This window comes from Pseudomonas sp. S3(2024) (assembly GCF_036861315.1).
Lineage (GTDB): Bacteria > Pseudomonadota > Gammaproteobacteria > Pseudomonadales > Pseudomonadaceae > Aquipseudomonas > Aquipseudomonas putida_A.
Genome location: NZ_JAZAQQ010000002.1, coordinates 710,465 through 732,985 on the forward strand (window position 1 = coordinate 710,465; position 22,521 = coordinate 732,985).

Annotated in this window: 24 protein-coding genes; 17 read left to right on the forward strand and 7 right to left on the reverse strand. The window is 60.6% G+C overall.

Annotation, left to right across the window (positions count from 1 at the left end):
- The first annotated feature begins 8 nt into the window (after positions 1–8).
- From araH to VLA07_RS08030, 5 genes are all read left to right on the forward strand, one after another.
- On the forward strand, positions 9–977 hold the full coding sequence (gene araH, locus VLA07_RS08010; RefSeq protein ID WP_027612371.1) for an L-arabinose ABC transporter permease AraH: 969 nt from the start codon (positions 9–11) through the stop codon (positions 975–977).
- Positions 978–1,163: 186 nt separating this feature from the next.
- Positions 1,164–1,877 carry a GntR family transcriptional regulator gene (locus tag VLA07_RS08015; protein ID WP_027612372.1) on the forward strand — a complete coding sequence of 238 codons (714 nt, stop codon included), beginning with the start codon at positions 1,164–1,166 and terminating at the stop codon, positions 1,875–1,877.
- A complete protein-coding gene (locus VLA07_RS08020) occupies positions 1,874–2,872 on the forward strand; it encodes an ADP-ribosylglycohydrolase family protein (protein WP_333988988.1) in 999 nt (332 codons plus the stop codon). The genes VLA07_RS08015 and VLA07_RS08020 overlap by 4 nt, the downstream gene beginning before the upstream one ends.
- Positions 2,873–3,087: 215 nt before the next feature.
- On the forward strand, positions 3,088–4,554 hold the full coding sequence (locus tag VLA07_RS08025; protein ID WP_333988989.1) for a purine-cytosine permease family protein: 1,467 nt from the start codon (positions 3,088–3,090) through the stop codon (positions 4,552–4,554).
- Complete coding sequence (locus VLA07_RS08030; RefSeq protein ID WP_333988990.1) at positions 4,547–5,476, forward strand: PfkB family carbohydrate kinase; 930 nt, start codon at positions 4,547–4,549, stop codon at positions 5,474–5,476. Before VLA07_RS08025 ends, VLA07_RS08030 begins: the two co-directional genes overlap by 8 nt.
- Positions 5,477–5,592: 116 nt before the next feature.
- Here the strand turns inward: VLA07_RS08030 and VLA07_RS08035 are convergent, their stop codons facing one another.
- The 4 genes from VLA07_RS08035 to VLA07_RS08050 form a co-directional block, all read right to left on the reverse strand.
- Positions 5,593–5,973, reverse strand: coding sequence for a Rho termination factor N-terminal domain-containing protein (locus VLA07_RS08035; protein WP_027612376.1), 381 nt, complete (start codon positions 5,971–5,973; stop codon positions 5,593–5,595).
- Positions 5,974–6,036: 63 nt separating this feature from the next.
- A complete protein-coding gene (locus tag VLA07_RS08040) occupies positions 6,037–6,294 on the reverse strand; it encodes a hypothetical protein (protein ID WP_096794892.1) in 258 nt (85 codons plus the stop codon).
- 44 nt (positions 6,295–6,338) lie between these two features.
- A complete protein-coding gene (locus VLA07_RS08045; RefSeq protein ID WP_333988991.1) occupies positions 6,339–6,683 on the reverse strand; it encodes a hypothetical protein in 345 nt (114 codons plus the stop codon).
- A gap of 97 nt (positions 6,684–6,780) precedes the next feature.
- On the reverse strand, positions 6,781–7,434 hold the full coding sequence (locus VLA07_RS08050) for an HD domain-containing protein (protein WP_115989165.1): 654 nt from the start codon (positions 7,432–7,434) through the stop codon (positions 6,781–6,783).
- 215 nt (positions 7,435–7,649) lie between these two features.
- Between VLA07_RS08050 and VLA07_RS08055 the strand changes: the two genes are divergently transcribed.
- The 3 genes from VLA07_RS08055 (at position 7,650) to VLA07_RS08065 (ending at position 9,568) form a co-directional block, all read left to right on the forward strand.
- A complete protein-coding gene (locus tag VLA07_RS08055) occupies positions 7,650–8,129 on the forward strand; it encodes a GNAT family N-acetyltransferase (protein WP_007961964.1) in 480 nt (159 codons plus the stop codon).
- A 661-nt stretch (positions 8,130–8,790) separates the two neighbouring features.
- On the forward strand, positions 8,791–9,081 hold the full coding sequence (locus tag VLA07_RS08060) for a hypothetical protein (RefSeq protein ID WP_027612380.1): 291 nt from the start codon (positions 8,791–8,793) through the stop codon (positions 9,079–9,081).
- A complete protein-coding gene (locus VLA07_RS08065) occupies positions 9,074–9,568 on the forward strand; it encodes a hypothetical protein (protein WP_333988992.1) in 495 nt (164 codons plus the stop codon). Before VLA07_RS08060 ends, VLA07_RS08065 begins: the two co-directional genes overlap by 8 nt.
- Positions 9,569–9,611: 43 nt before the next feature.
- Here VLA07_RS08065 and VLA07_RS08070 read toward each other — a convergent pair whose 3' ends face one another.
- The gene (locus VLA07_RS08070) at positions 9,612–10,058 is read right to left on the reverse strand and encodes a hypothetical protein (RefSeq protein WP_333988993.1); all 447 of its coding nucleotides are present in this window, start codon (positions 10,056–10,058) and stop codon (positions 9,612–9,614) included.
- A 190-nt stretch (positions 10,059–10,248) separates the two neighbouring features.
- Between VLA07_RS08070 and VLA07_RS08075 the strand changes: the two genes are divergently transcribed.
- From VLA07_RS08075 to VLA07_RS08095, 5 genes are all read left to right on the forward strand, one after another.
- Positions 10,249–11,238 carry a 2-dehydro-3-deoxygalactonokinase gene (locus VLA07_RS08075; protein ID WP_333988994.1) on the forward strand — a complete coding sequence of 330 codons (990 nt, stop codon included), beginning with the start codon at positions 10,249–10,251 and terminating at the stop codon, positions 11,236–11,238.
- A 19-nt stretch (positions 11,239–11,257) separates the two neighbouring features.
- Positions 11,258–11,878 (forward strand): 2-dehydro-3-deoxy-6-phosphogalactonate aldolase, encoded by a 621-nt coding sequence (locus tag VLA07_RS08080; RefSeq protein WP_333988995.1) that lies wholly within the window; start codon positions 11,258–11,260, stop codon positions 11,876–11,878.
- A 48-nt stretch (positions 11,879–11,926) separates the two neighbouring features.
- Positions 11,927–13,075 carry a galactonate dehydratase gene (gene dgoD, locus VLA07_RS08085; RefSeq protein WP_007961968.1) on the forward strand — a complete coding sequence of 383 codons (1,149 nt, stop codon included), beginning with the start codon at positions 11,927–11,929 and terminating at the stop codon, positions 13,073–13,075.
- A gap of 181 nt (positions 13,076–13,256) precedes the next feature.
- The gene (locus VLA07_RS08090) at positions 13,257–14,561 is read left to right on the forward strand and encodes an MFS transporter (RefSeq protein ID WP_097088423.1); all 1,305 of its coding nucleotides are present in this window, start codon (positions 13,257–13,259) and stop codon (positions 14,559–14,561) included.
- A gap of 60 nt (positions 14,562–14,621) precedes the next feature.
- Positions 14,622–15,425, forward strand: coding sequence for an IclR family transcriptional regulator (locus VLA07_RS08095; RefSeq protein WP_096794901.1), 804 nt, complete (start codon positions 14,622–14,624; stop codon positions 15,423–15,425).
- Here the strand turns inward: VLA07_RS08095 and VLA07_RS08100 are convergent.
- Complete coding sequence (locus VLA07_RS08100) at positions 15,422–16,474, reverse strand: NAD(P)-dependent alcohol dehydrogenase (RefSeq protein WP_333988996.1); 1,053 nt, start codon at positions 16,472–16,474, stop codon at positions 15,422–15,424. The genes VLA07_RS08095 and VLA07_RS08100 overlap by 4 nt on opposite strands.
- A gap of 190 nt (positions 16,475–16,664) precedes the next feature.
- On the opposite strand from VLA07_RS08100, the gene VLA07_RS08105 reads away from it, so the two are divergent.
- Positions 16,665–17,555 carry an AraC family transcriptional regulator gene (locus tag VLA07_RS08105; RefSeq protein ID WP_007961974.1) on the forward strand — a complete coding sequence of 297 codons (891 nt, stop codon included), beginning with the start codon at positions 16,665–16,667 and terminating at the stop codon, positions 17,553–17,555.
- Between the two features lie 185 nt (positions 17,556–17,740).
- Here the strand turns inward: VLA07_RS08105 and VLA07_RS08110 are convergent, their stop codons facing one another.
- On the reverse strand, positions 17,741–19,405 hold the full coding sequence (locus VLA07_RS08110; RefSeq protein ID WP_047598758.1) for an electron transfer flavoprotein-ubiquinone oxidoreductase: 1,665 nt from the start codon (positions 19,403–19,405) through the stop codon (positions 17,741–17,743).
- Between the two features lie 525 nt (positions 19,406–19,930).
- Here VLA07_RS08110 and VLA07_RS08115 point away from each other — a divergent pair.
- The 3 genes from VLA07_RS08115 to VLA07_RS08125 all read left to right on the forward strand — a co-directional run bounded on the left by VLA07_RS08115 (position 19,931) and on the right by VLA07_RS08125 (position 22,514).
- The gene (locus tag VLA07_RS08115) at positions 19,931–20,680 is read left to right on the forward strand and encodes an electron transfer flavoprotein subunit beta/FixA family protein (RefSeq protein WP_003226982.1); all 750 of its coding nucleotides are present in this window, start codon (positions 19,931–19,933) and stop codon (positions 20,678–20,680) included.
- A gap of 2 nt (positions 20,681–20,682) precedes the next feature.
- The gene (locus VLA07_RS08120; RefSeq protein WP_007961977.1) at positions 20,683–21,612 is read left to right on the forward strand and encodes an electron transfer flavoprotein subunit alpha/FixB family protein; all 930 of its coding nucleotides are present in this window, start codon (positions 20,683–20,685) and stop codon (positions 21,610–21,612) included.
- An 80-nt stretch (positions 21,613–21,692) separates the two neighbouring features.
- Positions 21,693–22,514 (forward strand): substrate-binding periplasmic protein, encoded by an 822-nt coding sequence (locus tag VLA07_RS08125; protein WP_103369249.1) that lies wholly within the window; start codon positions 21,693–21,695, stop codon positions 22,512–22,514.
- Positions 22,515–22,521: the final 7 nt, after the last annotated feature.

Sequence of the window (22,521 nt, forward strand, 5' to 3'; positions counted from 1 at the left end):
TGACTATGATGACCATCCAAAACAAGGCGCTGCCGACTCCCCGCAAACCGCTGGACCTGCGGCGCTTCCTCGACGACTGGGTCATGCTGCTGGCGGCGATCGGTATCTTCGTCGCCTGCACGCTGCTGATCGATAACTTCCTCTCGCCATTGAACATGCGCGGGCTGGGCTTGGCGATTTCCACCACCGGCATTGCCGCGTGCACCATGCTGTATTGCCTGGCGTCAGGTCACTTCGACTTGTCGGTGGGCTCGGTGATCGCCTGCGCCGGGGTGGTGGCGGCGGTGGTGATGCGCGACACCAACAGCGTGTTCCTCGGCGTCAGCGCAGCGCTGGTGATGGGCCTGATTGTCGGGCTGATCAACGGCATCGTGATCGCCAAGTTGCGGGTCAACGCGTTGATCACCACGCTGGCGACCATGCAGATCGTTCGCGGCCTGGCGTACATTTTTGCCAACGGCAAAGCGGTGGGCGTGTCGCAGGAATCGTTCTTCGTCTTCGGCAACGGCCAGTTGTTCGGCGTGCCGGTGCCGATTCTGATCACCATCGTCTGCTTCCTGTTCTTCGGCTGGCTGCTGAACTACACCACCTACGGGCGCAACACCATGGCCATCGGCGGCAACCAGGAAGCAGCGTTGCTCGCCGGGGTGAATGTCGATCGAACCAAGATCATCATCTTCGCCGTGCACGGCGTGATCGGTGCGCTGGCCGGGGTGATTCTCGCGTCGCGCATGACCTCCGGGCAGCCAATGATTGGCCAGGGTTTCGAGCTGACGGTGATTTCGGCGTGTGTGCTCGGCGGCGTGTCGCTGAGCGGCGGGATCGGCATGATCCGCCACGTGATTGCCGGGGTGCTGATTCTGGCGATCATCGAGAACGCGATGAACCTGAAGAATATTGATACGTTTTATCAGTATGTGATTCGTGGTTCGATTCTGTTGCTGGCCGTGGTCATCGACCGCCTCAAACAACGGTAAACCGCACTCCCATGTAGGAGTGAGCCTGCTCGCGATAGCGTCCTTTCAGTCACATCGTTGCTGGATGTGCCGACGTCATCGCGAGCAGGCTCACTCCTACAGTAGATCGCGCCGTTCTCCCGCCTCTCGTCACCTTCCCCAAATATTCCTTGCCCGTCTGCGCCGGTTTCGGGTATCAATTTGTACATGATTAGACAGGTACGATTTGACAAGAAACAACGGGTGGTCGACGAACTTGTCCGGCGCATTGAAAGCGGCCTCATGGAGGACGGCTTTCTGTTGCCCGGCGAGCATCAGTTGGCTCAGGAATTCAACGTCAGCCGTGGCACGTTGCGCGAAGCGCTGGCCGAACTGAAGCGGCGCAATTACATCGCCACGCAAAGCGGGGTCGGCTCAATCGTCACCTTCGACGGTGTGGCGCTCGATCAGCGTAGCGGCTGGGCGCAGGCCTTGGCCGACAGCGGGGCCCTGATCAACACCGAAGTGCTGCGCCTGGAAGCGGTGACGCGGCCTGATTTGCTTTCGCGCTTCGGCACCGACCAATTCATCACCCTCGATCGCCGTCGTCGTTCCAACGACGGCACGCTGGTGTCCCTTGAACGTTCTTTGATGCCGGCCACCGGCGGCCTGGAAAGCCTGCCGCGGGTCGGTCTGATCGACAACTCGCTGACCATCACCCTCGCTGCCTACGGCTACATCGGCGAGCGCGGCGATCAGTGGATCGGCGCCGAACCACTCAATGCCGAAGACGCCGAACTGCTCGGGCGCCCGGTCGGCACCGTGTTCCTCAAGGCCCTGCGTACCACCTACGACCGGCAGAACCGTTTCATGGAGCAGGTCGAAAGCCTGCTCGACCCGGTGCATTTCCGCCTGCACCTGCAATTTGGAGAATCGAAATGACCGCGCTCAACCGTGCCCTCGGTGCGTTTTATGGCCTGGCCCTCGGTGACGCGCTGGGCATGCCGACGCAGTCGCTGAATCGCGAAACGATCAAGACCCGCTTCGGCCACATCACCGATCTGCAGGACGCCGGTCCTCTGCAACCGATTGCCGCCAACATGCCCAAAGGTTCGATCACCGATGACACCGAACAGGCGATTCTGGTCGGTCAGTTGCTGGTCGAAGGCAAGGGTCAGATCGAGCCGGCAGTCCTCGCCCAACGGCTCATCGAATGGGAAGCCGAGATGCAGGCCAAGGGTTCACAGGACCTGCTCGGCCCATCGACCAAACGCGCCATTGAAATGATCCTCGCCGGCCACTCGCCGGAGGAGGCCGGGCGTTACGGCACCACCAACGGCGCGGCGATGCGCATCACTCCGGTGGGCATTGCGGCAGACGTCGCTGATCCCGAGCGTTTCATTACGGCCGTGGTGCAGGCCTGTCAGGTCACCCACAACACCACGCTGGGGATTTCCAGCGCGGCGGCGGTGGCGGCGGTGGTCTCGGCCGGGATCAACGGCATGGATCTGGGCGAGGCATTGAACCTTGGCCAGCAGATTGCGCAACAGGCCGAGGCACATGGTTACTGGGTGGCCGGCGGGCGCATCGCTTCGCGCATCAGTTGGGCGAGAACCATCAGCGTCGACAGCGACAAGGCGCTGCTGGCGGATCTGCTGTACGACGTGATCGGCACTTCGGTGGCCTCGCAGGAATCGGTCGTGGTGTCGTTCGCCCTGGCGCAGCAAGTAGCCGTTGGCGAGATGAGCGCATTCGATGCGTTGTGCATGGCCGCCAGTCTTGGCGGCGACACTGACACCATCGCGGCGATTCTTGGCGCCATGCTCGGGGCCTGCCTGGGCCTTGAGAGCTGGCCGGCGCCTATGATTGCCACGGTCAAAGCGGTCAATCATCTGGAGCTTGAACCGTTGGTGCAGGGGCTGTTGACCCTGCGTTGACTGAGCTGACGCCTTCGCGAGCAAGCCCGCTCCCACAGGGGATTTGAGCCGTTCACAAATCTCCTGTGGGAGCGGGCTTGCTCGCGAATGGCGCGCTGCGGATTACGGATTTTTCCCCCGCAATGGATCGCACAGACAGGCCGAGGATGGCCGGGATGTCTTGTCGTTTTGCGTCATTGCCACAACCACAATAAAGGCAAACAGGAGCACTGTTCATGAGTTCAACAAACGCCGGGCAAAGCGCCGGGCAACTGGAAACCCGCGGCATTGAGCCGGTGCCGGAAGCCGAGTGCAACGGTCATCCGCTGCAACTGTTCTGGGTCTGGTTCGCCGCCAACATTTCCATTCTCGGCCTGCCATTGGGCGCCACGCTGGTGGCGTTTCGCGGGCTGGCAATCTGGCAGGCGATCATCGTTGCCATCGTCGGCGCCGCCGGTTCGTTCGCCGTGGTCGGGATCATCTCGATTGCCGGCCGCCGTGGCCGCGCGCCGAGTCTGACCCTGTCGCGGGCGATCTTCGGCGTGCGTGGCAATATCGGCCCGACGCTGGTCTCGCTGATGTCGCGTCTGGGCTGGGAAACGGTCAACACCACCACCGCGGCGTTCGTGCTGCTATCGCTGTGTTCGATCCTGTTCGGCTCGCCGGTTGAAGCGAAAAGTGCGCCAGTGCTGACGCTGATCTTCATCGCCATTTTCGTCCTGCTGACTCTGTCGGTTTCCGGCCTCGGTCACGCCACCTTGCTGGTGATCCAGAAGTGGGCGACCTACGTGTTCGGCGCGCTGAATATTCTGGTCGGCGGCTTCCTCTGCGCGACCATCGACTGGAGCGCGGTGTTCAACGCCACGCCGGCGCCGTTGAGCGCGATGATCATCGGCATCGGCACCATGGCTGCCGGTACCGGGATCGGCTGGGCCAACGCCGGTGCGGACATGTCGCGCTATCAGCACCGCAGCGTCAAGGCTGTACGGCTGGTCGCTTCGGCGGCGTTCGGTGCGGGGATTCCGCTGGTGCTGCTGATCACCCTCGGCGGCCTGCTGTCGGTGGGCAACAACGATCTGGCATCGGCGACTGACCCGATCGTGGCGATCCGCGACATGCTGCCGACCTGGATGGCCGTGCCGTACCTGATCACCGCGTTCGGTGGCTTGCTGCTGTCGAACAACCTGTCGGTGTACTCCGCCGGTCTGACCACGCTGACCCTCGGTCTGAAGGTCAAACGCGTGTACGCGGTGGTGGTCGACATCGTGGCGATCTTCGCCGGCTCGATCTACTTTATGCTGATCGCCGACAGCTTCTATGGCCCGTTCATTACCTTCATTTCGCTGCTGGCGGTGCCGATCACTGCGTGGGTCGGGATCTTTGTCGTCGACCTGCTTCATCGCCACTACTACAGCCCCAAAGACCTGCTCGATGTCAGCCCGAGCAGCGCCTATTGGTATCGCGGCGGCATCGAGTGGCGCGCGTTCGGCGCGTGGGCGATTGCCATCGTGCTCGGCTTCAGTTTCACCACCATCGGCACCACCGCTGAGAACGTCTGGTTTAAGGGCTTTTTGTCCGACTCGTGGCTGGGCCACAACGGTCTGGGCTGGATCGTGACCTTCGTGGTGGCCGGTGGCATTTACTTCGTCCTTGGCGGGGCGAAAGATCGCCGTGCCGCGCAAGTCGAGAATGCTCATGCCTAAGATGTTGCACACCGGCCAGGTCATCATCGACCTGGTCATGGCCGTGGATCAGCTGCCGCAAATCGGCGGCGATGTGCTGGCGCAGTCTGCCGCTTTCGAGGCTGGCGGCGGCTTCAACGTGATGGCCGCAGCCGTGCGCAACGGTTTGCCGGTGGTCTATCTCGGTCGCCACGGCACCGGGCGTTTCGGCGATCTGGCGCGTCAGGCGATGAAGGATGAAGGCATTCAAATCGGTATCGAACAACCCGCACAGCGCGACACTGGATTGTGTGTGGCGCTGACCGACTCATCGGCCGAGCGCAGTTTCATTTCCTACATCGGCGCTGAAGGTGAGGTGACGCAAGACGACCTGAACAGCGTGGCGGCCGAGGCGGGCGACTACGTTTATGTAAGCGGTTACAGCCTGCTGCACGCAGGCAAGGCGCAAGCTTTGCTGGACTGGACGCTGGCGCTGCCGGAGGTGATCAACGTGGTGTTCGATCCGGGGCCGTTGGTGGAGTCGCCGGACTCGGCGTTGATGCAGGCGCTGCTGCCGCGCATCGACGTGTGGACCAGCAATAGCGTCGAGGCGTTGCGCTTTACCGAGGCTGCAGACATTGCTCAAGCGCTGAATCGGCTGGCGGATTATCTGCCCAAGGATGTGCTGATAGTGGTGCGCGATGGGCCACAGGGTTGCTGGATTCAGCAGCGTGGCGAGCGTCGGCATGTGCCGGGGTTTGCTGTGAAGGCCGTGGACAGCAATGGGGCGGGTGATGCCCATGCCGGGGTGTTCGTTGCCGGGTTGGCGCAGGGTTTGCCCGCCCATGAGGCGGCGCGGCGGGCGAATGCGGCGGCGGCTTTGGCAGTGACACGATGGGGGCCGGCGACTTCGCCGGGAGTTGCTGAGGTGGATGCGTTTATCCACGAGTCCTGCGGCGACTGATCAACCGCCTTCGCGAGCAAGCCCGCTCCCACAGGGAGATTTGCGTCGTTCACAGTTCCCTTTGTGGGAGCGGGCTTGCTCGCGAAGGGGCCATACGGCTCAGCACAAAATATGGATCAGCCGGCCTTGCGCAACGCCGCAATCAACTCATCCTTGCGCATCGAAGAGCGCCCGGCGATGTTCTTCGCCCGCGCCTCCTTGCGCAGACTGTCTACGGTCTGAGTATCCCGGGAGGCCTTGCTGTCACGCGCATGTCCCTCGCGACTGGCCACTGCGCGTCGTGACGACTCCTTGCGGTCTTCGGACTTGGCACTCGCCGGTTTCTTGCGTCCGGAACCGCCAGCCTTTTCGCCGCCGCCCGACTGTTTGTTGACCGTCGCCCAGGCACGCGCCTCGGCTGCATCCTTCGACAAGCCTTTTTTCTCATAGCTGTCTTCGATGTGTTCGGCCTTGCGCTTCTGTTCGGCGGTGTATTTGTCTTTGCTTCCACGAGGCATGGGATTTCTCCTCTTTTGTGCAGATTCGGCCGCTCGCCGCACCGGCAGCGAGCGGCCTGAGGACTACTGCAGATCCAGCTTGCGCGCCGCTTCGACGCCCGCCGCACTGAGCTTGATCGGCAGATTCAACGAGTGTTCGCCGGCCTCGTTGCAGGTCACATGACCATGGTGAATCAAACCGCGATCCTGCAGGGAGGCGAGGGCGCTGGCCACCACTTTCTCGCCGCGATAATTGTCCAGCACCTCTTTGCCCAGTCCGCTTGGATGAGCATGCAGCAGGCGGGTGAGGACTTCTTTTTCCAGGTTTTTATCGACGTTCATGGTTACCTCTTCATGGATGTGAATAGGACGCTCGCGTCGGCGAACTACTGGCTGCCGCCCTCGGAGCCCGAGCCACCGGTGGTGGTTTTCGAGCCGATGCCGGGGCCGGCGTTATCGGGTGTGGCGGGGGAGTCAGGGGTGTTCATGCCACCCTGGCGACCGGGGTCACTGCCTTGGGTGCGTGGGTCGGTGCCAGTGGCAGGTGGCTGGTTGATCAAGGGTACGCCGGAGCCATCGGTGTTCATGCCGGGGGCACTGTTGATGGCGGGCGCGCGTGGCGGTGGAACCGGGTCGGTGGGGCCTGTGCCCGCTGCGGTGGTGGAGGCGGCGAACACCGTAGGACTCAGCAGGGCGGCGAAAACGAGGGCAGTCAACCTTGACGGGATCATAGGGCTTCTCCAGTGATTGGAATCCTTACCTGTATTTGGTCTGCCCTCGAATCGGATTGGTGCCTGATGAACGACGAACGGTCGAGACACAGGACTGTCAGTCGAGGCCGATTTCTTCCTTGAACTGCTCCATGAAGCCCTTAAGGCGCTGATGGCGGATCTGCGCCAGACGCTGACCGGCGCCAGTCTGGAAACCATCGGCGAGGTGCAGCAGCTTGGTCTGGAAGTGGTCGAGGCAGAAGCGGGTGTCGTCGTAGTCGCGCTCCTTGGCTTCAGGGTCCAGCGGGTCATACAACGCACTGCCCATGCGCCCGGCGACGTAGAAAGTGCGGGCAACGCCGAGCATGCCCAGCGAGTCGAGCCGGTCGGCGTCCTGAACCAGTTTCGCTTCGAGGGTCAGCGGGGTGATGTTGGCGGAAAAACTGTGGGCTTCGATGGCGTGGGTGACGCCGCTGATTTTGCTTTCGGGCCAATCCAGATCGGCCAGCACGCTGGCGGCTTTTTCTGCGGCGAGACGCGAAGCCTGCGAGCGCAGCGGCGAGTTTTTTTCCACGGACACGCAATCGTGCAGCAGCACGGCAGCGAGCAACACTTCCAGGTCGCCACCTTCCTCGGCCTGCAAGGTGCGCGCGTTGTGCCAGACCCGTTGCAGGTGGGCGAGGTCGTGGGCACCGTCGTCGCCGGGTTCGAGGGCGTGGGGCAGCAGTGCTGCTGCAAGCGCCTCCACGGGCATAAAAATCTCAGTGTTCATGAGCATCCTTTCAGACTGGCGAAGTTCCTGTGGGAGCGGGCTTGCTCGCGAAGGCGTCAATCCAGTCACCATCATTGTTGTCTGTCAGACCGCTTGCGCGAGCAAGCCCGCTCCCACATTGCAATATCGGCGCAGGATATTCTCTGTGTTGCCATGTGACGAGCGCCGCATCCGGCCTTAGTATGGCGCTTTCCCTTTTCCGACAAGGCCCGTTCATGACGATCGAAATCCGCCCGGCGACCCCCAGCGATGCACCGCAAATCCTCGCCTTCATCACCGAACTGGCAGATTTCGAAAAAGCTCGCCACGAAGTGATCGCCAGCGTCACCGACATCGAGCGCAGCCTGTTCAGCGAAGGCGCGACCGCCCACGGCCTGATCTGCCTGCGTGACGGTGTGCCGATCGGTTTTGCGGTGTTCTTCTTCAGCTATTCGACGTGGCTCGGCAGCAATTGCCTGTACCTCGAAGACCTCTACATCACCCCCGAACAACGCGGCGGTGGGGCCGGCAAAACCCTGTTGCGGCATCTGGCGAAAATCGCCTGCGACAACGACTGCGGGCGCTTCGAATGGAGCGTGCTGGACTGGAACACCCCGGCCATCGAATTCTACAAATCCCTCGGCGCGCAACCGCAGGAAGAGTGGGTGCGCTACCGCATGGATGGCAAGGTGTTGCGTGAGTTTGCCGAAGGCTGATGAGATGATGGCAATCCGATGCTGAAGTGATTGCCGCCACCGGGATGGCGGTGTTGTTGCCGATCATTGAGATCAACCAGTTGGTGCAGTAGCTGATTCCGAGGTCGTCTGGTCTGGCCTCTTCGCGAGCAAGCCCGCTCCCACAGGGGACAGAGTTGTTAATGCAATATATGTCACACCGCAAGAACCTGTGGGAGCGGGCTTGCTCGCGAAGGCGCCCGTCAGAACAACAAATAATTCAGACTTTTTTACCAGGACGTCAGCATCACCCGACCCTCAAAAGCACCATCCTCGGGTTCTCCTTTCTGTCATCTGCAACCACCCCGCAACGGCTGCAGCCGTGACATCCGTTCGGTCGCGCCCTCCGCCAACTGCCTATGACGTAACAGCAGGTTTTTGCAGGCCTGCGGCATCTTTGGCAACCAAAGTGTGGCAAGCAATAACCTCGATATCAACAACCCCAGCGTTTGCAACGGCATTGGCCGTCCTCTGAACTAAAAATCTTGAAACTCAATGGCGGGCTCTTTATGGGACCGCCATTTCAAAAAGGATTTCGTAGTGACTGCGCACTGCCCGCCACCAGACACAACGCCACCGCGTGTGCCAACGGCTTGAGCAGCCAAAGCGACGGCTCGACGGTTTCACGCTTGGAGGACAGAACGTGGGTACGACGACGGGATGGGCGAGCGAGCATCAAAAAGAGCCCGCGCCTAAGGCTGAATATTGGGTGAATGTGAGAGCCGATGCCAAGGACTGGAATTTTTCCGACCTGGTGGCTGATTTCGGAGAACAGTGGGATATGAAGAGCGGTCCGAACATGAATGGCAGGGTTGACGTTAACCACGCTGATGCATGGGCCATTTATATTGCCGATCTTGGCGCCGGGCTGTCAGCCAGAGATGTTCTGATGGAATCGGTGGTGTTGCATTTTAAAGGAAGGAAATGTGCGTAAGTTAATTCTGATTTTGATGTTTTCGATGTGTGCTTCATGTGCGATCAGCCACGGAAAACCTACTGCAAAAATCGAGTATTTGGGGGTGGAGCGCTACTTGGATCGAAACATTTACCAAGTCAGTTTTTCGTCCGACGTCGATGTAGACAAACTCTTCAAGTCCAAGATAAGTCAGTCCCTGCTTTGTGCTTTGGAGGAGAGTAGAGATTTTTCGCAGTCGCGCAATCTGAATGAATATGGTGAAGGATGGATTGAGCCTCTGAAGCCTGCAGACGGATCCACTTTCAAAGCGGATCTCATGTTTTATCGTGTGAAAGACTCAACGAGTGAAACGCTGATGAGCAGCAAGGACTTAAGCACTGTATTAGCGGGGCGAAAAACAATCGCATGCAAAGTCAGAATCAACTCCTACTCCTACAAAATCTACTATTCAGAAACGATGAATATTCCTGTTGCTGAGCTGCTAAAGGAAATTGACAAGTACTGAGATCGGGCTTCTTGCCTGATCACAGGAAGCCTTGTTCTGATGCTCATTTCTCTGCGGATTCCCAATGACCGCTGAGCAACCCATCAAGTGTCTTTCGCACGGAAATCTTGAAAGCCCCGGCCTTCTCTTCATCGAAGGCCGCTTTCCAGTAGGTGTAGCCCTGACTGAAATCCGGAATCTGCGCCGTCTCTCCCACGCGACGAGTCAGGCTGCGCTGCAAAGCCTCGGCCTGGAAAGGCAGGTGGGGCATTGCGGTGAACTGGCCTACGGTGACCGGGTTGATCATCCGAATGCCATCAACGCGGATATGCACGACGGTGCCGTAGTGCGGATAGCTTTCGATTTTGAGGATGGTCAAGGTCGAGGCTTCTTCACCCGGCCGGGTGTTGTAAGCCCAGATATCACCCTCCTTGATAGCGGGCAAGGCGCTGGCAATCGCCGCGAAGCAGAGTGCGCTGCAGAGGAGTAACGCCTTTAAAGCGGTTTTCATTTTTTCTTCCTTGAACCTGTCGAGAGCGGTCGTCGCGTGAATGGGATCGGCATTTTAGAGATTTGGCGAAGAAACGGCTGTTACACTTGTAAATCCCATAATATGGGAATGATATTTATATATTGAGATTTTCCTGCGCCAAGGTTTATAGTCCGTCGCACTCACTGCCAAAAACAAAACAGGTGAAGCGATGCAGGCGCAATTGATCGCGCTCGACTGGGGGACGACCTCATTACGTGCTTACAAACTCGCGGCGGGCGGGGTGGTGCTGGAGCAGCGTGCGCTGTCGTCCGGGATCATGCAGTTACCGAAGACGCCGCGAGTCATCCACGGTGGTGAATGCGCCGACGGCTTTGAACTGGCCTTCGAAGAGGCGTGTGGCGACTGGCTCGAGGCGCAGCCGGATCTGCCAGTGATTGCCTGCGGGATGGTCGGCAGCGCCCAGGGCTGGCGCGAAGCGGCCTACTGCGAGACGCCGGCGAACGTCGCCAATCTCGGAAATTCCCTACAAACACTGGTCAGTCTGCGCGGCACACGGGTACATATCGTGCCGGGGGTGATCCAGCGTTCGCGTCTGCCCAATGTGATGCGCGGCGAAGAAACTCAGGTCCTCGGCGTACTGCAGAACCTGCCGGCCGAGGCGGGCGGCGATCTGTTGATCGGTCTGCCGGGTAGCCACTCCAAGTGGGTGAAGGTGGTCGAGGGCCGCATCACTCATTTTGACACCTTCATGACCGGCGAAGTGTTCGCCGTGCTCAGTGAGCACAGCATTCTCGGGCGTACCCAGCAACAGGGTGCGGCGTTCGACGGGTTGGCGTTCGACCGTGGCGTGCAAGTGGCGCTGTCGGCGGACGGCGAACTGGGCGTGCTCTCCACATTATTCAGTGCCCGCACCCTGGGCCTGACCGGCGAACTGGCGCCGACGGCGCAAGCGGATTACCTCTCTGGCCTGATGATTGGCCATGAACTGGTGGCGCTTGCCGCAGCCCAGCGGCGCCGACGCAATAGTGCGCATCTGCCGTCGATCATCCTCATCGGCAACGCGCAACTCTGCGCCCGTTACGGCCGAGCCCTCGATGCCTGCGGTTTCGCGCGCGTCACGCTGGCCGAGCAGGCCACCGAGCGTGGTCTGTGGCAACTGGCGCTGGCCGCCGGGCTGCTCGATTCCTTATCCCGTTAACCCTGACTGGAGGCCTGACATGCTCAAGCAAGCATTGGCACAAAACGGTCTGATCGCAATCCTGCGTGGCCTGCATCCGCAGGAAGCCGCTGCTGTCGGAGAAGTCCTGTATGCCGCCGGATTTCGCGTCATCGAAGTACCGCTCAATTCCCCGTCTCCGTACGAAAGTATCCGCATCCTGCGTCAGACCTTGCCCGCTGATTGCCTGATCGGTGCCGGCACGGTGTTGACCCCGGAGCAGGTCGGGCTGGTGAAAGAGGCCGGCGGCCAGGTGATCGTGATGCCACACAGCGACGCCAAGGTGCTGCGCGCAGCGAAAGCGGCGGGGCTGTACCTGTCGCCGGGAGTAGCGACGCCGACCGAAGCGTTCGCGGCGCTGGAGGAGGGCGCGGACATTCTCAAGCTGTTCCCGGCCGAGCAGATGAGCCCGGCGGTGGTCAAGGCATGGCTCGCGGTGTTGCCTTCCGGGACGGTGCTGGCGCCGGTCGGCGGGATCACCCCGGACAACATGCAAGCATTCATCGACGTTGGCGTGAAAGGTTTCGGCCTCGGTTCCGGCCTGTTCAAACCGGGCATGACGGTTGAGCAAGTGGCGGCCAATGCCAAGGCCTACGTGGCTGCCTGGAAGGCCCTTCGCTGAGATTTATCCGGCGCTGCGTGCGCTGCATCTAACAAGAGAGACAAACAGATGAAAATCACCAAACTCACCACCTTCATCGTCCCGCCGCGCTGGTGCTTCCTCAAGGTCGAAACTGATGAGGGCGTGACCGGTTGGGGCGAGCCTGTGGTCGAAGGCCGCGCCCACACCGTCGCCGCCGCCGTTGAGGAATTGTCCGACTACCTGATCGGCAAAGACCCACGCAACATCGAGGACATCTGGACCGTGTTGTACCGCGGCGGCTTCTACCGCGGCGGCGCGATCCACATGAGTGCGCTGGCCGGCATCGATCAGGCGCTGTGGGACATCAAGGGCAAGGCCCTCGGCGTGTCGGTCAGCGATCTGCTCGGCGGTCAGGTGCGCGACAAGATTCGTGTGTATTCGTGGATCGGTGGCGACCGTCCGGCCGACACCGCACGCGCTGCGAAAGAGGCGGTGAGCCGGGGTTTTACTGCGGTGAAAATGAATGGCACTGAAGAGCTGCAGTTCCTCGACTCCTTCGAGAAAGTCGATCTGGCCCTGGCCAACGTTGCCGCCGTGCGCGATGCCGTCGGGCCGAACGTCGGTATCGGCGTCGACTTCCACGGTCGGGTACACAAGCCGATGGCCAAGGTGCTGATGAAGGAGCTCGACCCGTACAAACTGATGTTCATCGAAGAGCCGGTGCTCAGTGAAAACTACGAAGCGCTGAAAGAGCTGGCACCGTTGACCAGCACGCCGATCGCCCTTGGCGAGCGGCTGTTCTCGCGCTGGGATTTCAAGCGGGTGCTGAGCGAAGGCTATGTCGACATCATCCAGCCCGATGCCTCGCATGCCGGCGGTATCACCGAAACCCGCAAGATCGCCAACATGGCCGAAGCCTACGACGTGGCGCTGGCGCTGCATTGTCCGCTGGGGCCGATTGCGCTGGCGGCGTGCCTGCAACTGGACGCGGCTTGTTACAACGCGTTTATCCAGGAGCAGAGCCTGGGTATCCATTACAACGAGAGCAACGATCTGCTCGACTACGTGAAAGATCCGCGAGTGTTCGACTACGACCAGGGCTTCGTGAAGATTCCGAACGGGCCAGGGCTGGGCATCGAGATCAACGAGGAATACGTGATCGAACGTGCGGCGGTCGGCCACCGCTGGCGCAACCCGATCTGGCGCCATGCCGATGGCAGTTTTGCCGAGTGGTGAGTCCCTTCTGACCCACCACAAATCCTTGTGGGAGGGGGCTTGCTCCCGAATGCGGCATGTCAGCTAAAGAGATGTCGACTGACACTCCGCATTCGGGAGCAAGCCCCCTCCCACAATTGATCTCCATGGATGGGAGATTTGCGTCAATGACCTCAAATAATCATAAGAAGAGGCACCCCCCATGCCAACGCAAACCCTCACCGGGCAGGCGTCTTTAGTCACGCCTAGCCGCAAGCGGTTTTTCATCATGGTGTTGCTGTTCATCACCGTGGTCATCAACTACCTCGACCGCAGCAACCTGTCGATTGCCGCGCCCGCGCTGACCAGTGAACTGGGCATCGACCCGGTTCACGTCGGGCTGATTTTCTCCGCATTCGGCTGGACCTACGCCGCGATGCAGATTCCCGGCGGCTGGCTGGTGGATCGGGTGCCGCCGCGCATCCTCTACAGTGTCGCGCTGCTGCTGTGGTCGCTGGCCACGGTGCTGCTCGGTTTCGCTGCGAGTTTCATTGCGCTGTTTGTGCTGCGCATGGCGGTCGGCGCGCTGGAAGCACCGGCCTATCCGATCAACAGCCGCGTGGTGACCACCTGGTTTCCCGAGCGCGAGCGGGCCACGGCGATTGGTTTCTACACCTCCGGGCAGTTTGTCGGCCTGGCCTTTCTGACCCCGGTGCTGGCCTGGCTGCAACATGAATTTGGTTGGCACATGGTGTTTGTCGCGACCGGTGCGGCGGGCATCATCTGGGCGGCAATCTGGTACGCGGTGTATCGCGAACCGCGGGATTTCAAGGGCGCCAACGACGCGGAGATCGACCTGATCCGCGAGGGTGGCGGACTGGTGGATATTCAAGCGCAAACGGCCAAGGCCTCGTTTAGCTGGACCGACCTCGGCATTGTCCTGAGCAAACGCAAGTTGTGGGGCATCTACCTCGGCCAGTTCTGCCTGAATTCGACGCTGTGGTTCTTCCTGACGTGGTTCCCGACCTACCTGGTGAAATATCGCGGCATGGACTTCATCAAGTCCGGCCTGTTGGCATCGCTGCCGTTTCTCGCGGCCTTTGTCGGCGTGCTGTGCTCGGGATTCTTTTCCGACCTGTTGATCCGCCGTGGCTGCAGCGTGGGCTTCGCGCGCAAGTTGCCGATCATTGGCGGGCTGCTGATTTCCACCTCGATCATCGGCGCCAATTTCGTTGAATCGACACCGCTGGTGATTGCCTTCCTGGCGTTGGCCTTTTTCGGCAACGGTCTGGCCTCGATCACCTGGTCGCTGGTCTCGACCCTGGCTCCGGCGCGTTTGCTGGGGCTGACCGGCGGGGTGTTCAACTTCATCGGCAACCTGTCGGCAATTGCCACGCCGATTGTCATCGGTTTCCTCGCCAGTGGTGATTCGTTCGCCCCGGCGATCACCTACATCGCGGTGCTGGCGCTGATCGGTGCATTGTCCTACGTGCTGCTGGTGGGCAAGGTCGAACGTATCGAGTTGTAGTGGTCTGCGTCGGGCGACCATAATGCCGCCCGTTCCCTCGCTCAACGGTAAAGGCTGGATATGCAGGAAGACGCCCCGGAAAAAACCAAGGACGCCGCACCCACCGGCACTCAGACGCTGCTTCGCGGCCTGGGTGTGGTGCAGGCGGTGGCCAGTGGCGCCCGCGATCTGAAAGAGATCGCCCGGCTGATCGGCACCACGCGCAGCACCACCCATCGTCTGGCCAGTTGCCTGGTGGACGAGCGTTACCTGCGCGTGGTGCCACAAATCGGCTATCTGCTGGGGCCGAAGCTGATCGAGCTGGGGTTTCAGGCGCGCGAAGAGTTGCCGCTGGTGAGTCTGGCCGGGCCGTATCTGGACGAGTTGTCGGCGCTGACCGGCGACACCGTGCACCTGGGCATTCGTGAGGGCGACGAGGTCTTGTATCTGCTGAAGAATCCGGGGCGTAACGGCCCGGAAATGCGCTCGCGGGTCGGCCACCGGATGCCATTGGCGCGCACCGGGATCGGCAAGGCGTTGATGCTCGATGATGCGCCGCAGGATTGGCAGCGCCTGTACGACATCAGCCTGCCGGCGGGTGGGAAAAGTCAGTTCTGGCCGCAGCATCCGCAGCAGTCGTGGGAACAGCTCGAACAGCGCATGACCGAGTACGTAGCCGGTGGCTACGCCTTCGATCTGGAAGACAACGAACCGTCGATCCGCTGTGTGGCGGCGCCGATTCGTGATGCGAGCAAGCGCATTGTGGCGGCGATCAGTATCGCCAGCACCGTGCCGTACATGCCGCTGGAAAAAATGGCCGAGCTGATTCCCCTGATCAAAGGGGTCACAGCCCGGCTCTCGGCAGAACTCGGTCTGAAGGTTTAAAGCTTCAGCGTCGCCATGTCGATCACGAAGCGATACTTCACGTCACCGGCGATCATCCGCGCGTAAGCCTCGTTGATCTGGCGGATGTCGAGCATTTCGATGTCGCAGGTGATGTTGTGCTCGGCGCAGAAATCCAGCACTTCCTGGGTTTCGGCAATGCCGCCGATCAACGAACCGGCCAGTACGCGGCGCCCCAGCACCAGGTTGGCGGCGTGCACGGGCGGGTCGATCGGTTCGATCAGGCCGACCAGGATATGCACGCCATCAAAGTGCAGGGTTTGCAGGTACGGGTTGAGATCATGCTGCACCGGAATGGTGTCCAGCAGGAAATCGAAACGGCCTGCAGCGGCAGCCATCTGCTCGGCATCGGTGGAGACGATCACATGATCGGCACCCTGCCGACGACCTTCCTCGGCCTTGCTCGCCGAACGGGTGAACAGCGTCACTTCCGCGCCCATCGCCTTGGCGAACTTGATGCCCATGTGGCCGAGGCCGCCCATGCCGAGAATCCCGACCTTGTCGCCGGCCTTGACCCCATAGTGCTTGAGCGGCGAATAGGTGGTGATGCCGGCGCAGAGGATCGGCGCGGCGCTGGCCAGGTCGAGCTTCTCCGGGATGCGCACCACAAAATGTTCGCTGACCACGATGCTGTCCGAATAGCCGCCCATGGTGTTACTGCCATCGACCCGGTCCGGGGTGGCGTAGGTCATGGTCGGGCCTTCGAGGCAGTATTGCTCGAGGTTCTGCTGGCAGGCAGCGCAGGTGCGGCACGAGTCGACCATGCAGCCGACACCGACCAGATCGCCGACTTTATGTTGAGTGACGTTCGCACCAACGGCGGTGACTTTGCCGACGATCTCATGGCCGGGCATCAACGGATAAACGGCGATGCCCCATTCGTTGCGGGCCTGGTGGATATCTGAGTGGCAGACGCCGCAGTAGAGGATCTCGATCGCCACATCGTCAGCGCGTGGGCTGCGGCGTTCGAATTTCATCGGGGCGAGGGGAGTGGAGGCCGATTGGGCGGCATAACCGATAGCGGTGTACATGAGAAACCTCGCAGAAGCAGTGACTGGTGAGGTGGCGCATTTTGGGCGCCGTCTGCCGCTGCGGCCATGACGATTCCTCCGGGTCTCATGCCTAATCCTCCGGCATGCAGGTCTGGGCAAGCGCATTGGCAAAAGGATCTGCGATGATGCTTGCATGCCTTTTTCCGTGACTTTTTTGAAGACCCCTCCGATGCAGTTGACCCGTCACCTTGATGCCAATGCCACACTGGTTTCGCTGATCGAACCGCTGGCGCTCTGCGATGGTTACAGCCAGACCGGGTTGCCCGGTGTGCAGGTGTTGCGCGCCAGTTGCGACGTGGCGCGTGGCCCGCACATTTATGAGCCGAGCCTGATGATCATCGCCCAGGGCAGCAAACTGGCGTTTCTCGGCCCGCGCACCATGGAATATGGCGCCGGGCATTACCTGATTCAGGCGTTGCCGGTGCCGTTCGAGTGCGAAACCTTTGCCTTGCCGGATGCGCCGTTGCTGGGTGTGTCGGTGGCTATCGACCGGGTGCTGCTCGGCGAGCTGGTGCTGGCCATGGGGCTGGCGCCGGGGCGGCATATCCCGGCGCAAACGCCGGAGTCGATGACCTCGGTCGTGCTCGACGATGACATGCGCGGCTGCGTCGAACGCTTGTTACGCTGCCTGCACGATCCGCTGGAGCGGCAGATTCTCGGGCCGGCGCGGGTGCGTGAATTGCTGTTCACCGCGCTGCGCGGGCCACAGGCCGATGTGTTGCGCGCGCTGGTCGAACAGCAGGGGCAGTTCGCCCGGGTGGCGGCGTCGATCAGTCATCTGCATGCGCATTACACCGAGCCGCTGAATGTCGAGACTCTGGCCAGTTGCGCGAATATGAGCGTGTCGTCCTTCCACGAGCACTTCAAGCGCAGCACGCTGTTGTCGCCGGTGCAGTATCTGAAGCGCTTGCGCCTGCTCAAGGCGCAGACCTTACTGGTCGCCGAGGGGCTGGGCGTGGCGCAGGTGGCGCATCGGGTGGGGTATCAGAGTACGTCGCAGTTCAGTCGTGAGTACAAGCGCTACTTCGAGCGTAGTCCTGGCGACGAACGCGTTGCCTGAGTCTGCGCAAATCCTTTGTAGGAGTGAGCCTGCTCGCGATAGCGGTGTGTCAGTCAACGATGATGCTGACTGATACACCGCTATCGCGAGCAGGCTCACTCCTACAGTGATTTTGTGGTGCAACAAGGAATCCTGGGCAACAAAAAGGCCCCCGTTTCGGGAGCCTCGTTGTTCAGCGATACGGCTTACATGTTCGGGTAAGTCGGGCCGCCAGCGCCTTCCGGCGTGACCCAGGTGATGTTCTGCGAAGGGTCCTTGATGTCACAGGTCTTGCAGTGCACGCAGTTCTGGGCGTTGATCTGGAAGCGTTTTTCGCCGTCTTCCTTGGTGATCACTTCGTAGACGCCGGCCGGGCAGTAGCGCTGCGCCGGTTCGTCGTACAGCGGCAGGTTCTTGCTGATCGGGATGCTCGGGTCGGTCAGCTTCAAGTGGCACGGCTGTTCTTCTTCGTGGTTGGTACCGGAGATGAACACCGAGCTCAGTTTGTCGAAGCTGAGTTTGCCGTCCGGCTTCGGATAGTCGATCTTCTTGCAGTCGGCCGCCAGTTTCAGGCAAGCGTAGTCCGGCTTGGTGTCGTGCAGGGTGAACGGCAGTTTGCCGCCGAAGATGTTCTGGTCCAGCCAGTTGAAACCACCGCCGACGATCGCGCCGAACTTGTGGATCGCCGGGCCGAAGTTACGGCTGGCGAACAGTTCGTCGTAGAGCCAGCTCTTCTTGAACGCGTCGACGTAGGAGGTCAGCTCTTCGGTGCCATCCTTTTCGGCGAACAGTGCGTCGGCCACCGATTCCGCGGCGAGCATGCCGGACTTCATCGCGGTGTGGCTGCCTTTGATCTTGGCGAAGTTCAGGGTGCCGAGGTCGCAACCGATCAGCGCGCCGCCCTTGAAGACCATTTTCGGCAGCGAGTTCAGGCCACCTTTGCAGATCGCACGGGCGCCGTAGCTGACGCGCTTGCCGCCTTCCAGGTACTGGGCCAGCACCGGGTGATGCTTGAGGCGCTGGAACTCGTCGAACGGCGACAGGTAAGTGTTGCTGTAAGACAGGTCAACGATCAGACCGACCACTACCTGGTTGTTTTCCAAGTGATAGAGGAACGAGCCGCCGGTGTTTTCGGTGCCCATGATGTCCAGCGGCCAACCGGCGGTGTGCACCACCAGGCCTGGCTGGTGTTTGGCCGGGTCGATTTCCCAGATTTCCTTCAGGCCGATGCCATAGTGCTGAGCGTCGGCATCGCTGTCGAGGTTGTAACGCTTGATCAGTTGCTTGCCGATGTGGCCACGGCAGCCCTCGGCGAACAGCGTGTACTTGCCACGCAGTTCCATGCCCGGGGTGTACAGGCCTTCTTTCGGGTTGCCTTCGCGGTCGACGCCCAGATCACCGGTGATGATCCCGCGCACGATGCCGTTTTCGTCGATCAGCGCTTCCTGAGCAGCGAAGCCCGGGTAGATTTCCACGCCGAGGTTCTCGGCCTGCTGGGCCAGCCAGCGGCACAGGTTGCCGAGGGAAATAATATAGTTGCCTTCGTTGTGCATGGTCTTGGGCACAAAGAAGTCCGGAATTTTCTGCGCACTGTCGGCGTTTTTCAGCACGAAAATGTCATCGCGGGTGACCGGCGTGTTCAGCGGGGCGCCGAGTTCTTTCCAGTCCGGGAACAGTTCGTTCAGAGCACGTGGTTCGAACACGGCACCGGAAAGGATGTGTGCGCCGACTTCGGAGCCTTTTTCGACCACGCAGACGCTGATTTCCTTACCGGCTTCGGCGGCCTTCTGCTTCAGACGGCAGGCGGCGGACAGGCCAGCGGGGCCGGCACCGACGATGACCACGTCGAATTCCATGTATTCGCGTTCCACAGGCTATCTCCTACTCAAGGCTCAACAGTTTTTTTTCTAATTTGGAGGTTCGGTGTCATATCCGTTATTGCCTTTACGTTAACGTCAAGGGTAATAATGGGCAAACCACCTTTCTCTCTAGGCGGCGCATTATATCTACACCACTCCGAGCGTCCAATACAAACGTTTGTTTGAATCGGCTCCAGCCCAGAGAAATCAAAGAAGCGCGGCTTATGAACGGCCATTTTGCCGTATTGACCGGAATAGGCGTTCCGGTCAAGATACGGGCGGTTTTGCGCTCGCCGTAGGCAGACTGGCGGTTTCAAGAGCACCTCTAAAGACAAGGCACAGGCAGTACAGGGTGATGCGCAGCGCAAGTCCGGCGCGCAGTTTACACACCGTGCGATTCAATGACCCGTTGGTCACCACTGACGAACGGTCATCGCCCCCAGCCGGCGTTTTTAGAGGTGCCCTTGTGCCCGATGAGCATCAACCGCCAGGTTCGCCTAGGCGACTTTCTTTTCACCGGAGAGTAACGAGGAATCCATGAAGGTTCTTGTAGCTGTCAAACGCGTTGTGGATTACAACGTCAAGGTCCGCGTCAAGGCGGACAATTCCGGCGTAGACCTCGCCAACGTCAAGATGTCGATGAACCCTTTCTGCGAAATCGCAGTGGAAGAAGCCGTACGCCTGAAAGAGAAAGGTGTTGCGACTGAAATCGTCGTCGTCTCCATCGGCCCGTCCACCGCTCAGGAACAGCTGCGTACCGCACTGGCTCTGGGTGCCGACCGCGCCATCCTCGTCGAATCCGCTGAAGACCTGACTTCGCTGGCCGTGGCCAAGCTGCTCAAGGCTGTGGTCGACAAGGAACAGCCTCAACTGGTGATCCTGGGCAAACAGGCCATCGACAGCGACAACAACCAGACCGGCCAGATGCTCGCTGCACTGAGCGGTTACGGTCAGGGCACTTTCGCCTCGAAAGTCGAAGTCTCCGGCGACAGCGTTGCCGTGACCCGCGAAATCGACGGCGGCGCGCAGACCGTTTCCCTGAAACTGCCAGCGATCGTCACCACCGACCTGCGTTTGAACGAGCCGCGCTACGCGTCTCTGCCAAACATCATGAAAGCCAAGAAGAAGCCTCTCGAAGTGCTGACTCCGGACGCTTTGGGCGTTTCCACCGCCTCCACCAACAAGACCCTGAAAGTCGAAGCGCCGGCTGCACGCAGCGCAGGCATCAAGGTCAAGTCGGTGGCTGAACTGGTCGAGAAACTGAAAAACGAAGCGAAGGTAATCTAAAAATGACTATCTTGGTAATCGCTGAACACGACAACAAAGTGCTGGCCCCGGCCACACTGAACACCGTGGCTGCTGCTGCCAAAATCGGCGGCGACATTCACGTGCTGGTTGCCGGTCAGGGCGCTGGCGCCGTGGCCGAGGCCGCTGCGAAAATCGCTGGCGTAAGCAAAGTCCTGAACGCTGACAATGCCGCTTACGCGCATCAGTTGCCGGAAAACGTTGCGCCGCTGGTTGCAGAGCTGGGTAAGGGCTACAGCCACATCCTGGCTGCCGCCACGTCCAACGGCAAAAACATCCTGCCGCGCGTTGCCGCTGCACTGGACGTTGACCAGATCTCCGAGATCATCTCGGTAGAAAGCGCCGATACTTTCAAGCGTCCGATCTACGCCGGTAACGCTATCGCTACCGTGCAATCGACCGCTGCGATCAAAGTGATCACCGTGCGTGCCACCGGTTTCGACCCGGTTGCCGCTGAAGGTGGTTCGGCGGCTGTTGAAGCCGTAGCGGCTGCGCACGACGCCGGCACTTCCAGCTTCGTCAGCGAAGAACTGGCCAAGTCCGATCGTCCAGAGCTGACCGCTGCCAAGATCGTCGTTTCCGGCGGCCGCGGCATGCAGAACGGTGACAACTTCAAACACCTGTACGCCCTGGCCGACAAGCTGGGCGCAGCCGTCGGTGCTTCGCGCGCCGCGGTCGACGCAGGTTTCGTACCGAACGACATGCAGGTCGGTCAGACCGGCAAGATCGTTGCACCACAGCTGTATATCGCGGTCGGTATCTCCGGCGCGATCCAGCACTTGGCCGGCATGAAAGATTCCAAAGTGATCGTCGCGATCAACAAGGACGAAGAAGCGCCAATCTTCCAGGTGGCCGATTACGGTCTGGTGGCGGATCTGTTCGAAGCGGTACCTGAGCTGGAGAAGCTGGTCTAATCCGGCAGCTTCACTTATAAAGAGCCCGGCCTTATGGTCGGGCTTTTTTTTGTCTCGAATTTGCGTGGGAGTGTTTTGCCATGGATCTGCGCCGCGGGTTGTTATTGGGATTGATCCTGTTACCGGGGATGGCTGCGGCCGCCGGCAAATGCGAGCGCCTTGTCGTCACCGGCAGCCCGGATGCACCGCCGTACCTGTGGCAGGATCCACAGAATCCCAAGCACTTGATCGGCGCCAGTGCCGACCTGTTGCAGCAAGTGGCCAAGGATCTGGGGATCAAGGTCGAGCTGCTCTACGCCGGCAAACGCGCGCAGGCCCTTGATGAAGTACGCAGCGGGCGCATGGACATGCTGGCCGACACGCCGCTGATGTTCAACGAGCTGGAAAACCTCGACTACATCTATCCGCCGTTGCTGGAAAACGACTATCTGGTGTGGACGCGCAAAGGCTCGACGCTGGTCTACAGCGAAGCCAGGGACCTGCACGGGCACACCGGCGGGCTGTCGGAAAAGTCTCGAATGACCCAGGCATTCGGCACTTTCGCCGAGCAGAATCTGACCCTGACCCGGACGGCAAACCTCACTCAGGCCTTTCAGAAACTTCTGCTGGGCGAAGTCGAATATGTACTCGCCGGGCGCTACTCGGGCATGGCCGCCGCGCAGGCATTGGGCATGGCCAATGATCTCCTGGCCTTCGAGCAACCGATCGACCGACCGGGACTGTTCCTCGCGGTTTCGCACAACTCGGCCTGCAACGATCCGTGGTTGCGCGGACAGCTCGCTAAAAAGATGACAGAATTGCCCGCGTCCGGACTGACCGAAGCCGCGCTGCAACGCAACATCGAGCGCTGGAAGGCTCAGCAGCAACAGCCGCAGCCACCTGTCAGTGCCCCAAAACAGTAGGGATTCT